This window comes from Dactylosporangium sp. McL0621, assembly GCF_049995355.1.
Lineage (GTDB): Bacteria > Actinomycetota > Actinomycetes > Mycobacteriales > Micromonosporaceae > Dactylosporangium.
Genome location: NZ_CP188259.1, coordinates 11056575 through 11071246, shown reverse-complemented (window position 1 = coordinate 11071246; position 14672 = coordinate 11056575). Strand labels below are relative to the sequence as shown.

Genomic DNA, 14672 nt, shown 5'->3' with positions numbered 1-14672 from the left:
ACGGTGTTGAGCGGCGTACAACAACATTCAACATATTCGATCGAGTACCGCCTGGGAGCTGCGATGATCCGACCTCTCGGGGCGCTGCACCGCGCCCTGACCGCCGCCGTCACGACCCTCGGACTGGCCCTTACCGCATCCATCCCGCTCGTTGTTACCGGCGCGTCGCCCGCCACCGCGACCGCAACACCCCAACCAGGTCCGCTCACCGCCCCCGTCATGGGCTGGAACAGCTGGAACCGGTTCGGCTGCAACATCGACGAGAACCTGATCAAGGCGACCGCCGACGCCATGGTCAGCTCCGGCCTGCGCGACTCCGGGTACACCTACGTCGACATCGACGACTGCTGGATGGCGGGCACCCGGGACGCCCAGGGCCGCCTGCAGCCCGACCCGGTGCGCTTCCCGGGCGGCATCGCGGCCATCGCGACCTACGTGCACGCCCGCGGCCTCAAGCTCGGCATCTACTCCTCGGCCGGCACCGCCACCTGCCAGGGCCTGCCGGCGAGCCTCGACCACGAGGCCACCGACGCCCAGACGTGGGCCTCCTGGGGCGTGGACCTGCTCAAGTACGACAACTGCAACAACCAGGGCCGGCCCGCCCTCGACCGCTACAAGGCCATGGGCGACGCGCTCAAGGCGACCGGGCGGGCGATCGTCTACAGCCTGTGCAACTGGGGCGACGACCAGCCCTGGGTCTTCGGCCCGAACGTCGGGGGCAGTTCCTGGCGCACCACGGGCGACATCAACGCCAGCTGGGGCAGCATCACCTCGCTCCTGGACCAGCAGGCCGGGCTGGAGCCGTTCGCGCGCAAGGGGTACTTCAACGACCCCGACATGCTCGAGGTCGGCAACGGCTCGCTGACCCAGGACGAGAACGTCGCCCACTTCTCGCTCTGGTCGCTGCTGTCCGCGCCGCTGCTGCTCGGCAACGACCTGCGCTCGGTGAGCGCGACGACGCTGGGCATCCTGCGCAACGCCGACGTCATCGCGGTGAACCGGGACTGGGCCGGGTCCCAGGGCCGGCGGATCGCGGACGCGGGCGAGCAGGAGGTCTGGGCCAAGCCGATGAGCGACGGCTCGGTCGCCGTGGTGCTGTTCAACCGCGGCGCCGCCACCGCGACCGTCGCCACCACCGCGGCCGCGCTCGGGCTCACCGGCTCGAGCTCGTACGCCACGAAGAACCTCTGGACCGGCGCGACCGGCACCACCACCGGGGCGCTGAGCGCGTCGGTGCCCTCGCACGGCGTCGCGATGTTCCGGGTCACCCGGGCCGGCACCCTGGCCGGGGCCCCGGCGGCCGGGACGTACCAGGTGAGCGACATGACCTGGGCCGCGTCGAGCAACGGCTGGGGCCCGGCCGAGCGCGACCGCTCCAACGGCGAGCAGGCGGCCGGCGACGGCAGGACGCTGACCGTCGGCGGGACGACGTTCGCCAAGGGCGTCGGCGTCCACGCGGACGCGGCCATCCACGTGTACCTGGGCCGGGCCTGCCGCACCTTCACCGCCCAGGTCGGCGTCGACGCCGAGTCCGGCACCGCGGGCTCCGTGCGCTTCGCGGTCTACGGCGACGGCCGGCTGCTGGGGTACTCCGGCGTGAAGACCGGCGGCCAGGCGCCCACCCGCCTGACCGTCTCCACCGGCGGCTACCTGAGCCTGGAGCTGCGGGTCACGGACGCGCGCACGAACGGCATCACGAGCGACCACGCGGACTGGGGGAGCCCGACCCTGGTCTGCGGTACCCCCGGCGCCGGTTCGTTCGTCAGCGACCGCACATGGGATTCGTCAAGTGGCACCGCGACCAACGGCTGGGGCCCGGCCGAGCGTGACATGTCCAACGGCGAGCAGGCGGCCGCGGACGGCAGCGTCCTGACCGTCGGCGGCGTCTCCTACCCGAAGGGCGTCGGCGCCCACGCGGCGTCCGACATCACCGTCCCGTCGTCGGGCTGCACCCGGTTCACGGCCGTGGCCGGCCTGGACGCCGAGGTGGGCACGAGCTCGACGGGCGTGACGTTCTCGGTGCTCGGCGACGGCACGACGCTGTACACCAGCCCGACGGTCACCGCCGCCGCTCCCGTGGCGATCGACGTCGACGTGTCCGGCCGGGCCGGCCTGCGCCTCGTCGTCGGGGGCGCGGGCAGCATCGACTACGACCACGCCGACTGGGCGGACGCCCGGCTGGTCTGCTAACCGATTCGGTGGGTCCCCTCCGCCGGGGTGACCACGAAGGCGTCGGGGGGCGTGAAGCCGGCTTGGGTGAACGCCTCCCGCACCGCCGCCTCCACCGCCGCGCACCGGTCCGCGTCGACGAGCGCGAGCACGCACCCGCCGAACCCGCCCCCGGTCATCCGGGCCCCGTACGCGCCCGCGGCGAGCGCCGCCGTCACCACGGTGTCGACCTCGGGCACGGTGATCTCGTAGTCGTCGCGCATGGACTCGTGCGAGGCGGTCATCAGCGGCCCGATCGCGCGGGCGTCCCCGGCGCGCAGCGCCGCCACGGTGTCGAGCACGCGCTGGTCCTCGGTCACCACGTGCCGGACCCGCTTGCGCATCACCTCGTCGTCGAGGCGCGCCAGCGCGGCGTCGAGGCCGTCCGGCTCCACGTCGCGCAGCGCCGCCACGTCGAGGATCTTCGCGGCCTCCTCGCAGCTGCGCCGCCGGGCCGCGTACTCGCTCGTCACGTGTGCGTGCGGCGCCTTGCTGTCCACCACCAGGATCGCGAGCCCCTGCGCGGCGAGGTCGAACGGCACCTGCTCGGTCGCGAGGGACCGGCAGTCCAGGAACAGCGCGTGGCCCGCGCGGCACAGCGTCGAGGCCGACTGGTCCATGATGCCGGTCGGCGCGCCCACGTACTCGTTCTCGGCCCGCTGGGCCAGCCGCGGCCGCACCGCCATGGGCACGTCGAGCCCGGCGAGGTCCAGCAGCACCGCCATCACCGCGCACTCCAGCGCCGCCGACGACGACAGCCCGGCCCCGAACGGGACATCGGACGCGACGGCCAGGGACGCACCCGGGACATCGTGGCCGGCCTCGCGCAGCGCCCACACGATCCCGGCGACGTACGACGCCCAGCCCTCGACCTTCTCGTCCGGGCCGAACGTGACCGACTCGCCGGTCTGCTCCGACGCGACCGTCCAGCGCGGCGAGCCCTCCCGGCGGCCGCCGACCACGGTCAGGTGCGGCAGGGCGAAGGGCAGCACGAAGCCGTCGTTGTAGTCGGTGTGCTCGCCGATGAGGTTCACCCGCCCCGGGCTGGCCCACACGGCGTCCCAGGGGCCCTCGGGGAGCCGTTCCAGCGCGGTGCTCACAGCGCAACCTCCCGCAGCATCTGGGCGGCCTGCTCGGGCCGCACGTCGTTGACGAACACGCCCATCGCCGACTCGGAGCCGGCCAGGTACTTGAGCTTGCCCGGCGCCCGCCGCGTGCTGAACAGCTGCAGGTGCAGGTAGGCCAGGTCGCGCGCGACGCGCACCGGGGCCTGGTGCCAGGCCGCGATGTAGGGCATGGCGAGACCGAACATCCCGTCGAGGCGGCGCAGCACCTCCAGGTACAGCGGGCCGAACGCGTCGCGCTCCTCGGTGCTCAGGGCCGGGATGTCGGCGACCTGGCGGTTGGGGTACAGGTGGACCTCGAAGGGCCAGCGGGCCGTCGCCGGCACGAACGCGGTCCACAGCTCGTTGCCGGCCACGATCCGCGTCCCGGCCGCGCGCTCGGCGGCCAGCACGTCGGCGAAGAGGTTGTGCGACCCGCCGCTGCGCTCGCGGTGCTCGCGGGCCGAGCGCAGCATGCGGCGGGTGCGGGGGGTGACGAAGGGGTACGCGTAGATCTGCCCGTGCGGGTGGAAGAGCGTGACCCCGATCTCCTCGCCGCGGTTCTCGAAGCAGAAGACCTGCTCGACGTCGTCGCGGGTGGACAGGTCGGCGGTGCGGTCGGCCCACGCCTCCATCACCGTGCGCACCCGGTCGGGCGTCAGCGAGGCGAACGAGGCGTTGTGGTCGGAGGTGAAGCAGACCACCTCGCAGCGCCCGGCGGCCGGGCGGGTCGGCACGAGCCCGGGCAGGATGTCGCCCTGGGCCGGCCCGACGCGGTGGCTGAACGACGGGAAGCGGTTCTCGAAGACCACCACGTCGTACTCCGACGCGGGGATCTCGCTGTGCCGCTCGGGCGTCGACGGGCACAGCGGGCACTGGTCGGTCGGCGGCAGGAACGTGCGGGCCTGACGGTGCGCGGCGATGGCGACCCACTCGTCGAGGATCGGGTCGTACCGCATCTCCGACGCCGGCGGTGGTGGCGGCAGATCCCGTAGGTCGACGGCGTCCCGGGACGCGTCGTCGCGCTCATCGAAGTAGATGAGCTCCCGGCCGTCGGCGAGGTGGGTGACCGTGCGCTTCACTCGTTCTCCAGGGTCCTGGGCTAACCGTTCGGGTCCACGACGATGAGCTCACCGACGCGCTCGGCGAGCTGTACCCGCGCCTCCGCGGCCAGCCCGACGTCGGTGATGAGGATGTCCGCCTCATCCAGCGGCGTGATTGTCGCGATGCCCACCATCTCCCACTTCGTGTGGTCGGCCAGCACCACGAGCCGGCGCGCGGCCGCGACGAGCAGGCGGTTGGTGCCGGCCTCCATCAGGTTGGGGGTGGTGAAGCCGGTCCGCGGGCTCATCCCGTGCACGCCGAGGAACAGCACGTCGACGTTGAGCGAGCCGATCGCGGCCTCGGCGACCGGGCCGGCGAGGGCGTCCGAGGGGGTGCGGATCCCGCCGGTGAGCACGACCGTCTGGTCCGGGCGCCCGGCGTGGTAAAGGGTGTCGGCGACCGGGATCGAGTTGGTGACGATGGTCAGTCCCGGGACATCGACGAGGTGCGCGGCGAGCGCGGCGGTGGTGGTGCCCGCCGACAGCGCGACCGCGGTGTGCGGCTCGATGAGCTTGGCCGCCCGCTCGGCGATCGAGGCCTTCTCGTTGCGCTGGCGCACCGACTTGGCGTCGAAGCCGGGCTCCTCGGTGGAGCCGGGGCCGGCGATCGTGGCGCCGCCGTGCACCTTGTCGACCAGGCCGCGGTCGGCCAGCGCCTCCAGGTCGCGCCGGATGGTCATGTCGGAGACGCCGAACTGGCGGACCAGCTGGCTCACGCGCACGCCACCGTGGCGGCGGACCAGATCCAGGATGGCCGCCTGCCGTTGCTGTGCGAGCATCACGCTGTTCCCTTCGCAGGCGCAGCGGGGGTGTGCACGGCTGCGCGAGTGGCCGGACCCACAACGGGTTCCAACGCAGACGTTACGACTCCCATACGTCGGCGCGCCCCGCTGGCCCGGTCGAAGTCCTCGGCCGCTCGCATGGCGTACAGCTTCGAACCTAGACGACCAGAAGTCAACAAACTCGAACAGGCAGCTGTCCGCGTCACACCCCTTGCACCGCCCTTCGTTACCGACATGTGTCGCTGATCTTTCCGGGCAAACGCCCATCGATCCTGGCAAATTGCACCTGACCATGAGCGGTGATCCATTGACAATGTCCCTTTATCCGAGGACTGTCGCCGTACTGGAGGTTCTCGTTTGGTTCTGTGCCTTGCTGAGGAGGAAGCGATGAACTTCTCCCGTCGTACCGTTCTGGGCGGCGCCATGGCCGGGTTCGGAGGGGTGGCGGCGACGTCACTGCTCGCCGCTTGCGGCGACTCCGGCGACAGTGGCAGCGCCACCTCGGAAGTCACCTTCGGGTCCAACTACTCCGACAACGTACCGAAGACCGCGATGGCGAACGTCATCTCGGGCTACACCAACGGCAAGAACGTCAAGGTCAACACCGTCGACCACAACTCGTTCCAGGAGAACATCAACCGGTACCTGCAGGGCAACCCCGACGACGTGTTCTGCTGGTTCGCGGGCTACCGCATGCAGTTCTTCGCCAAGCAGGGCCTCGCCGGCGACATCTCCGACGTGTGGGGCGAGGTCGGCGGCAACTTCTCCGACGCCCTCAAGGCGGCCTCGACGGGGGAGGACGGCAAGCAGTACTTCCTGCCGTTCTACAACTATCCCTGGGGCGTGTTCTACCGCAAGAGCGTCTGGCAGCAGAAGGGCTACACCGCCCCGAAGACGCTCGACGAGTTCAAGACGCTGTGCGAGAAGATCAAGACCGACGGGCTGGTCCCGGTCGCCTTCGCCGACAAGGACGGCTGGCCGGCGATGGGCACCTTCGACTATCTCAACATGCGCATCAACGGCTACCAGTTCCACGTCGACCTCATGGCCGGCAAGGGCACCTGGACCGACGCCAAGGTCAAGACCGTCTTCGACACCTGGCGGGGGCTGCTGCCGTACCACCAGCCGGGCGCGAACGGCCGCACCTGGCAGGAAGCGGCCCAGTCACTGCTCAACAAGCAGTCCGCCATGTACGTCTGCGGCACCTTCGTCGGCGAGCAGTTCTCCGGCGCCGACCTCGACGACCTCGACTTCTTCGCCTTCCCCGAGATCAACTCGGAGTTCGGGCAGGACTCGGTCGAGGCGCCGATCGACGGGTTCATGATGGCGGCCAAGCCCAAGAACGCCGCCGGGGCCAAGGAGCTGCTGAAGTACCTGGCCACCGGCCCCGCCGAGCTGGCCTACCTGAAGAACAACCCGACGAACGTCGCGGCCAACAAGACCGCCGACATCTCGGGCTACAGCGCGCTGCAGAAGAAGTCCGCCCAGCTCATCAGCAGCGCCAAGCACATCTCGCAGTTCCTCGACCGCGACACCCGCCCGGACTTCGCCTCCCAGGTGATGATCCCGGCCCTGCAGAGCTTCATCAACAAGCCCGACGACGTCGACGGCCTCCTGAAGAACATCGAGGCCCAGAAGAAGACCATCTTCACGTCGTGAAGATCAAGCGCTTCGGTTTGGGCGACCGCGCCGTCATCGCGGTCGTGCTCGGCGTGGCGATCGTGCTGGACCTCGCGCTCATCTGGGGTCCCACGATCGCCTCGGCCGGGCTGTCCTTCACGTCCTGGAACGGCGTCACCGACCCCGTGTGGGTCGGCGGGAAGAACTACGACACCATCGTCAACGTCTACCCGCCGTTCTGGCCGGCGATGCGGCACAACCTGCTCTGGCTGGCGTTCCTCGGGCTGGTCGCCACCCCGCTGGGCCTGTTCTTCGCCGTGCTGCTGGACAAGAACCTGCGGCTGGGCCGGTTCTACCAGAGCGCGCTGTACCTGCCGGTCGTGCTGTCCCTGGCCATCGTCGGCTTCATCGCCCAGCTGGTGTACTCGCGCGACTACGGCGCCCTGAACAACATCCTGGGCCGTACCGGCAACCCGATCGACTTCCTCGGCGACCCGGACATCAACATCTGGGCGGTGCTCATCGCGGTCGGCTGGCGCCACGTCGGCTACGTGATGATCCTGTACCTGGCCGGCCTCAAGGCGGTCGACCCGGCGCTGAAGGAGTCCGCGGCCCTGGACGGGGCCAACGAGGCCCAGACGTTCTTCCGGGTCACGTTCCCGACCCTGCGCCCGGTCAACATCATCGTGCTGGTCATCACCGTCATCGAGGGCCTGCGCGCGTTCGACATCGTGTACGCCATCAACCGCGGCCGCAACGGCCTGGAGCTGCTGTCCGTGCTCGTGACCGACAACATCATCGGCGAGGCGAGCCGCATCGGCTTCGGCTCCGCGATCGCCGTGATCCTGCTACTCATCTCGCTCGGCTTCATCGTCACCTATCTCGTGCGCATCCTTCGGGAGGAGCGATGAAAGCAGGAGGGGCCCCGCGACCCGCACGCGTTGTCCTGAACGCCTTCCTGATGGTGGTCGCGCTGGGCTGGCTGGCCCCGCTCGCCCTGGCCGTCTACGCCTCGCTGCGGCCCTACGCGGAGACGTCCCGCAAGGGGTACTTCTCGTGGCCGGACAGGCTCACGCTGCACTACTACGCGCAGGTCTGGGACTCCGCGGAGCTGCCGAAGTACTTCACCAACTCGATGATCGTCGCGGTGCCGGGCGTGATCCTGACCCTGTTCCTGGCGTCCTTCGTCGCGTTCTGCATCGCCCGCCTGCGCATCCGGTTCGCCCTGCCGCTGCTGGTCCTGTTCACCGCGGGCAACCTGCTGCCGCCGCAGGTGCTGGTGACGCCGCTCTACGAGATGTACAAGCAGATCCCGGTGCCGGGCTTCGTCTCGTCCTCGGGCACCCTGTACGACTCCTACGCCGGCCTCATCGCCATCCACGTGGCGTTCCAGGTCGGCTTCTGCGTCTTCGTCCTGTCGAACTTCATGCGCACGCTCCCGGTGGAGATCACCGAGGCCGCGGTCGTCGACGGGGCGGGGGTGTGGCTGCAGTACTGGAAGGTGACGCTGCCGCTGTGCCGCCCGGCCCTGGCGGCGCTCGCGACCCTGCTGTTCACCTGGATCTACAACGACTTCCTGTACGCGCTCGTGCTCATCTCCACCGGCGACAAGCTGCCGGTGACGAGCGCCCTGAACAACCTGCGGGGCCAGTTCTTCACCGACTACAACCTGCTGGCCGCCGGCTCCCTGCTGGTGGCGCTGCCGACGCTCATCGTGTTCTTCGCGCTCCAGCGGCAGTTCGTGGCGGGCCTGACCCTGGGCGCCGCGAAGGGCTGAACGGGCGCCGAGGGTCAGGCCGGTTGCTCAGAAGGGGCGCGTGCCCACCGTGGTCAGGCGCTGGGTGGCGCGGGACAGGGCCACGTACAGCGTCCGGAAGCCGGTCGTCGCCTCGTCGCGGATGTCGGCCGGCTCCACCACCAGCACGCCGTCGTACTCCATGCCCTTCGAGTCCAGCGCGCCCACGGTCTGCAGCCGCTGCCCGTCGAGCCCGTCCAGCCACCCAGCGATCTCGCCGCGGCGGGGTGTCGGGGTGATCACGCCGACCGTGCCCTCGACCTGGTCGAGGAGCGTGGCCGCGGCCGAGCGCACGGCCGCCGCCAGGTCGTCGGTGACGGTCTCGACCGGTTCGATGCCGGCGGAGCGAACCGCCGTGGGCAGCTCGATGTCCGGCTGCGCCGCGCGGATCACGCGGGCGGCGACGGCGAAGATCTCGGCCGAGTTGCGGTAGTTCGTGGTGAGCGTGAAGAGGGAGCGGCGGCGGGTGCCGACCGCCGCCTCCATCGCGCGCTCCGACTCCGCGGCGTCGGCCCACGCGGCCTGGGCCGGGTCGCCGACGATCGTCCACGTGGCGTGGGGGCCGCGGCGGCCGACCATGCGCCACTGCATCGGCGAGACGTCCTGCGACTCGTCGACGATGACGTGCGCGTAGTCGCGGTAGTCGTCCGGGCGCTCGAGCGCCTGCTCGCGGGCCGCCGCCGCGCGCTGCGAGGCCGTCGCGACCTCCCGCACGCCCTCGGCCACCTGGAACGGGTCGCGGGCGGCGCGCTTGCGCACGGGCGGGTCGCCGAGGTACTCGTAGAGCTCGTCCAGCAGCGCCACGTCCTCGACGGACAGCGACGACGGGTCGACCGCCGCCGCCAGGGTCGCGATCTCGCGGTTCGAGAGCACCCCGTTGGCCCACCGCTGCAGGCGCTGGCGGTCGGCGAGCCAGCCGAGCACCTCGGCCGGGCGCAGGACCGGCCACCAGCCGCGCATGAACTGCACGAACTCCGGCCGCTCGGCGATCTCCGAGGCGAACTCGGGCCGCTGCTGCTGCCGGCCCGACGGGAGCAGCTCCACGCTCTGGCGCCACAGGGCGTCCAGGACGTGCCCGGCGGCCTTGGCCCGCGCCGCGTTGCGCTTCACGCCCAGGTTCAGCACCGTGCGGCGCAGTTCGTCCAGGGCGGGCTTGTCGAGGCTGAGCAGCTCACCGCGGTACAAAATCCGGATCTTGTCTGGTGAGCCCGGCACCGGGCCCCGCGCGGCGCGGGCGAGCACCCGCTGCATGCGCAGCGAGCCCTTGACCGCCGCGACCTCCGGCGGCTCGTGCCGGGTGGCCCGCACGCCCTCGACCAGCTGGCCGAGCGAGCGCAGCGTGGCGGTGTCCTCGCCGAGCGAGGGCAGCACCCGCGACACGTAGCCGACGAACACGTCCGACGGCCCGACGACGAGCACGCCGCCGCTCTCGTACCGGTTGCGGTCGGCGTAGAGCAGGTACGCGGCCCGGTGCAGCGCGACAGCGGTCTTGCCGGTGCCCGGCCCGCCCCGCACGATCGTGATCCCGGACGCGGGGGAGCGGATCGCGTCGTCCTGCTCGCGCTGGATGGTCGCGACGATGTCCTTCATGCCGTGGCCGGTGGCCCGCGACAGGTTGGCCAGCAGCGCGCCGTCGCCGATCACGGGCAGATCGGCGGGCGCGGCGGCCGGATCGAGCAGGTCGTCCTCGATCGAGACGACCTTCTCGTTGGTACTGCGGATGCTGCGCCGCCGCACCACGCCCATCCGGTCGGCCGGCGTGGCCCGGTAGAACGGCGCCGCCGCGGGGGCCCGCCAGTCGACGACGAGCGAGTCGTACTGCTCGTCGCGCAGCCCCAGCCGCCCGATGTAGCGCACCTCGCCGTCCGGCACCGCGGGGTCGACGGCCGCGGCGTCCGCGCCGGAGACCCCGTCGGGGCCGAGGTCGAGCCGGCCGAAGACCAGCCCGTCGTGCTCGCTCTCCAGGGCCCGGCGCCGCCGTGCCGCGTGGTACACCATCGCGTCCCGCTCGACCAGGGCGCCGAAGTTGCCGACCCGGGCCATGTTGTACCCGGCCTTCTCGACCTCGGCGGCGGAGATCCGCAGCTGGTCCAGCCGAACGTAGACCCGGTCGAGATAGGCCTGTTCAGCGGCGATCTCCGAGTCGCGAACCGCGTCGCTCAACGCTTTACTCCTGCCGCCCGGCGAAAAACAACCCCGAAAGCCTACTCGCGCGCCGGGGCTTTCTCGATCACGGCGTCGCCGCGGGCTCCTTCTCGGCCTCGGCGCGCAGCGCCTTCGCCTCCGCGGCCGCCCTGCGCCGCAGGTAGAAGGTGGTGGCGAGGCCGGCGACGACGGCCAGCGCGAGCGCCACCCACGAGAAGTCCTTGAGCCACTTCTCGGCGACCTGGCCCAGCGTGTAGATCGCGAACACGGTGCCGAACGACCACACTATGCCGCCCGTGGCGTTGGCAAGGAGGAACTTGCCGTACGGCACCTTGAGCGCACCCGCCAGCGGCCCGGCCAGGATGCGCAGCAGCGCGATGAACCGGCCGAAGAAGACCGCCCACACGCCCCAGCGCTGGAACGCCCGCTCGGCCTTGGCCAGGTGCTCGGGGCCGAAGTGCTTGGGGAAGCGCCGCCCGAACCGCTCCAGCAGCGCGGGCCCGCCCCGGCGGCCGATCAGGTAACCGGCGCTGTCGCCCGCGATCGCCCCCGCGGCGGCGGCGCTCGCGACCAGCCAGGGGTTCACGGAGGTGGTGACGGACAGCAGCGAGGCGGTGACGAGCGCGATCTCGCCGGGTAGCGGGACGCCCATGCTCTCGATGCCGATCACGGCCCCGACCAGGAGGTAGACCCAGATCGGGGAGAGTGTGCCAATCCACACCTCGATGTGATGCACCCGCGGACCCTCCCCCTCGAGACTTCCGTTCGCGCCCAGCGTCTCATAGTTTCCTGAGCGTGGGCTGTCTGGTGTACGGCGCGAACGGCTACAGCGGTGCGCTCCTGGCGCGCCTCGCGGTGACGCGGGGCGAGCGTCCGATCCTGGCCGGGCGATCGGAGGCGCCGGTGCGTGCGCTGGCGGAGGAGCTCGGATTACCGTACCGCGTCGGCGCCCCCTCGCCCGCCCTGCTCGAGGGCGTCGGGGCCGTCGTCAACTGCGCGGGCCCGTTCGCCGCGACCGCCCGCCCGATGGTCGCCGCCTGCCTCGCGGCCGGCGTGCACTACCTGGACATCACCGGCGAGCTGGACGTCTTCGCGTGGATGTTCGCCCAGGACGGGGCCGCGCGCTCGGCCGGCGTGACGATGATCACCGGTGCCGGCTTCGACGTGGTGCCGACCGACTGCCTGGCCGCGCTCCTCGCCGCCGAGCTGCCCGGCGCGGTCGCGCTGGAGATCGCGTTCTCCGCGCCCGGGGGCCTTTCCCGGGGTACCGCCCGCACGGCCCTCGCCGAGATGGGCTCCGGCGCGCTGCGGCGGGTCGGCGGCGAGCTGGTCGCGACCCGCTTCGGTGCGCCGTCGCGCTCGGTGCCGTTCCCGTCGGGCGTACAGCGGGTGGGCGCGACCCGCTGGGGCGACCTCGCCACCGCGTACCGCTCGACGTCGATCCCCGACATCACGGTCTACATGCCCCTGCCCCGGGGCACGGCCCTGGCCCCGCTGTTCCGGTTCGCCCCGCTGCGGCGGACCGTGCAGGCCCTGGTCCGCCCGGGCGGCCCGTCCTCGTCGGTCCGCGCGGCGGCCGGCTGCGAGGCGTGGGCCGAGGTCCGCGACGCCGCGGGCGCAACGCGCTCGGCCACGCTGACCGGCCCGAACGCCTACGCGCTGACCGCGGACGCCTCCTTGCGGGCCGCCCAGCGGGTCCTGGCCGGTGAGGTGGCGCCGGGGGTGCACACGCCCTCGTCCGCGCTCGGCGCCGGCTTCGTGCGCACGCTGGACGGGGTGACCGTCAGCCTGCTTTGACGGTACGACGGCGTCCAGCGGGTCCTGGCCGGTGAGGCGGCACCGGGGGTGCACACGCCCTCGTCCGCGCTCGGCGCCGGCTTCGTGCGCACGCTGGACGGGGTGACCGTCAGCCTGCTTTGACGGTACGACGGCGCCCCGGAGCCTCCGCCTGGCGCTGCCGCGGGGTGCGGCTCCGGCCGGCCCGGCGGATCACCGACACGATCGCCTCCGTCACGCACTCGGGACGCTCGATGGGCAGCATGTGGCCGGCGTCCTCGCACTCGCGCAGCTCGGCGTCGGGCAGCTCCCGGGCGATCGTCTCGGCGCAGACCGGCGGCGTGAGGCGGTCCGCGGAGCCGACCAGCACCGCCACGGGCAGCCCGCTCATCGCGGCCAGGGTGTCGACGCGGTGGTGCAGGTCGACGGAGGGCCGGAAGCCGCCTATCGCGCAGAGCGGGGCGTTGCCGACCATTGACGCGGTGAGCGCGACCCAGCTCGTGTCGACGCGGTGGCCGAAGACGAGCCAGCGCACGCCGGGCGCCAGCAGCGGCATCAGCCGCCGGTGCGGCCGCCAGGCCCCGGAGCGGGCGAGCAGCCCCGCGCCCTGCACCTCGAGCACGCGCATGACCCGCGCGAGCCGGGGACTGAGCCCGTAGCTGGTACGCGACGACCCCTCGGCCGACGTGGACACGAGCACGACCCCGACCACCCGGCGCGCGAACGACGCCGCGTGGCGGTGGGCGTACTCCATGATGGCCATCCCCCCGAGCGAGTGCCCGACGAGCACGATCGGCCCGCGCGGGACGCGCTGCCGGATGACCTCGGCGAGATCGTCCCCGAGCTGCTCGAGCGTGGCATCGGCCCCGTGCGTGGCGTCGGAGCGGCCGTGCCCGCGCAGGTCGAAGGCGAGCATCCGGACGGGGGCGCCGAGGCACTCGGGCAGGTCGGCGATCTGCTGGCGCCACAGACGGTTGTCGAGCGTCCATCCGTGCAGGAAAACCACCGTCACGGGCCGGCGCCCGGCGGCGGGGTGGAGAACGCTGTACAGGCGGGCGCCGTCCTTGAGCCGCACTGGCGAGGAGACGACGGTGCCCATGGGCAATTGTTACCCGGAAGTGTCGAGGATTACCCCTGTCACCCAGGGACTACTCCGATAACACTCTGCTCTCGCAACGCGCGCTGCGCGGGGCCGGCTCGCACCGGGGGCCCGTCAACGGCCGACTTTCCGCGGTCGCCGGCTGCTCTGGGCGGCTGCCGTTCGCGCTCTCGGTCTCGCAGCCGGGGCCTCTCAACCGCCGGCTTCCGCGGTCGCCGCCTGCTCTGTGCGGCTGCCGTTCGCGCTCTCGGGCAGGGCCCTCAACGCCGGCTTTCCGCGGTCGCCGCGCCGCAAAGTCCTTCTCGCAACGCCCTCGGCGGCGTGACTCGGACGATCACCGCGGGCGTACATCGAAAAGTCGGGCGCTCCGCACCACGACTTTTCGGATTTATACCCCGACAGGCGAAAAGTCGGAAAAGTCCGATCACGGAGTGTCGGACTTTTCCGTACAAACACGACGAACGCCGCCGAGCCCAAGCTCAGCGGCGTTCGAAGAAAGCAAGAAGCCAGCGCGTCAGGCGGCCTCGAACACGCCCGCGTCGACGAGGCGCTGCTCCGTGGCGTCCCAGCCGTTGTTCGGCTCGGCCGAGTTGAGGGCCTGGATCTCGGCCCGGATCTTGGTGGCGTGACCGGCCGCGGCGAGAACCCGGATCTCCTCGGCGAAAGCGTCGGAGGAGGTGCTCAGATGGACGGTCTTGCCGTTGGTCAGGTTTCGCACGTACACGTGCTTGCCCTTGTTGAGCGGGATGAGGTACTTGAACTCACCCAGCACACTGAGGGCGCCGGATGCACCGGCCTGACCGGCGCGGACTGAGGCCCGCGCGGTCTTTGAGGTGTTGCTCGCCACGGCGGGAACTCCTTGTCGAGGCTCTACTTGCGGAAGACAAGAAAGTGTAACAGCCTGCCGGTCCTGGCAAAAAAGGTGAGTTACCTGATGGAAGGTCCGTCCGTTGGACATTTCGGAGGACCGGTGTAGCCGTTTCTCTGGCGTACCGCGCTCAACATCGTCATCATTGGTCCCAACAGTCACCGCCGCACGCC

Annotated in this window: 12 protein-coding genes; 5 read left to right on the top strand and 7 right to left on the bottom strand. The window is 71.4% G+C overall.

Features of this window, described 5'->3' with window-relative positions; translation table 11 throughout:
• Window positions 1-63: 63 nt before the first annotated feature.
• Window positions 64-2190 (top strand): NPCBM/NEW2 domain-containing protein, encoded by a 2127-nt coding sequence (locus tag ACPPVO_RS52375; RefSeq protein WP_426506820.1) that lies wholly within the window; start codon window positions 64-66, stop codon window positions 2188-2190.
• Here the strand turns inward: ACPPVO_RS52375 and galK are convergent.
• From galK to ACPPVO_RS52360, 3 genes are read right to left on the bottom strand one after another with little or no spacing between them, the layout of a single operon-like run.
• Window positions 2187-3308: a galactokinase gene (gene galK, locus ACPPVO_RS52370; RefSeq protein WP_426506818.1), complete on the bottom strand. Its 1122-nt coding sequence runs from the start codon at window positions 3306-3308 to the stop codon at window positions 2187-2189. The two genes, ACPPVO_RS52375 and galK, sit on opposite strands and share 4 nt — an antisense overlap.
• Window positions 3305-4393 carry a galactose-1-phosphate uridylyltransferase gene (gene galT / locus ACPPVO_RS52365; protein WP_426506817.1) on the bottom strand — a complete coding sequence of 363 codons (1089 nt, stop codon included), beginning with the start codon at window positions 4391-4393 and terminating at the stop codon, window positions 3305-3307. Before galT ends, galK begins: the two co-directional genes overlap by 4 nt.
• A gap of 20 nt (window positions 4394-4413) precedes the next feature.
• A complete protein-coding gene (locus tag ACPPVO_RS52360; protein ID WP_360370246.1) occupies window positions 4414-5193 on the bottom strand; it encodes a DeoR/GlpR family DNA-binding transcription regulator in 780 nt (259 codons plus the stop codon).
• 390 nt (window positions 5194-5583) lie between these two features.
• On the opposite strand from ACPPVO_RS52360, the gene ACPPVO_RS52355 reads away from it, so the two are divergent.
• From ACPPVO_RS52355 to ACPPVO_RS52345, 3 genes are read left to right on the top strand one after another with little or no spacing between them, the layout of a single operon-like run.
• Entirely contained in the window at window positions 5584-6855 is a 1272-nt protein-coding gene (locus tag ACPPVO_RS52355; protein WP_426506815.1) for an ABC transporter substrate-binding protein, read from the top strand.
• Entirely contained in the window at window positions 6852-7727 is an 876-nt protein-coding gene (locus ACPPVO_RS52350) for a carbohydrate ABC transporter permease (protein ID WP_426506813.1), read from the top strand. The genes ACPPVO_RS52355 and ACPPVO_RS52350 overlap by 4 nt, the downstream gene beginning before the upstream one ends.
• A gap of 50 nt (window positions 7728-7777) precedes the next feature.
• Window positions 7778-8593 (top strand): carbohydrate ABC transporter permease, encoded by an 816-nt coding sequence (locus ACPPVO_RS52345; RefSeq protein WP_426506811.1) that lies wholly within the window; start codon window positions 7778-7780, stop codon window positions 8591-8593.
• A 27-nt stretch (window positions 8594-8620) separates the two neighbouring features.
• On the opposite strand, the gene ACPPVO_RS52340 is transcribed toward ACPPVO_RS52345, so the two are convergent.
• A complete protein-coding gene (locus ACPPVO_RS52340; RefSeq protein WP_426506809.1) occupies window positions 8621-10774 on the bottom strand; it encodes a HelD family protein in 2154 nt (717 codons plus the stop codon).
• Window positions 10775-10841: 67 nt separating this feature from the next.
• A complete protein-coding gene (locus tag ACPPVO_RS52335; protein WP_426506807.1) occupies window positions 10842-11492 on the bottom strand; it encodes a DedA family protein in 651 nt (216 codons plus the stop codon).
• A gap of 59 nt (window positions 11493-11551) precedes the next feature.
• Here ACPPVO_RS52335 and ACPPVO_RS52330 point away from each other — a divergent pair, with 59 nt between their 5' ends.
• Window positions 11552-12553 carry a saccharopine dehydrogenase family protein gene (locus ACPPVO_RS52330; protein ID WP_426506805.1) on the top strand — a complete coding sequence of 334 codons (1002 nt, stop codon included), beginning with the start codon at window positions 11552-11554 and terminating at the stop codon, window positions 12551-12553.
• A 109-nt stretch (window positions 12554-12662) separates the two neighbouring features.
• On the opposite strand, the gene ACPPVO_RS52325 is transcribed toward ACPPVO_RS52330, so the two are convergent.
• Complete coding sequence (locus ACPPVO_RS52325) at window positions 12663-13631, bottom strand: alpha/beta fold hydrolase (protein ID WP_426506804.1); 969 nt, start codon at window positions 13629-13631, stop codon at window positions 12663-12665.
• A 514-nt stretch (window positions 13632-14145) separates the two neighbouring features.
• Complete coding sequence (locus ACPPVO_RS52320; protein WP_426506802.1) at window positions 14146-14478, bottom strand: hypothetical protein; 333 nt, start codon at window positions 14476-14478, stop codon at window positions 14146-14148.
• Between the last annotated feature and the right edge of the window lie 194 nt (window positions 14479-14672).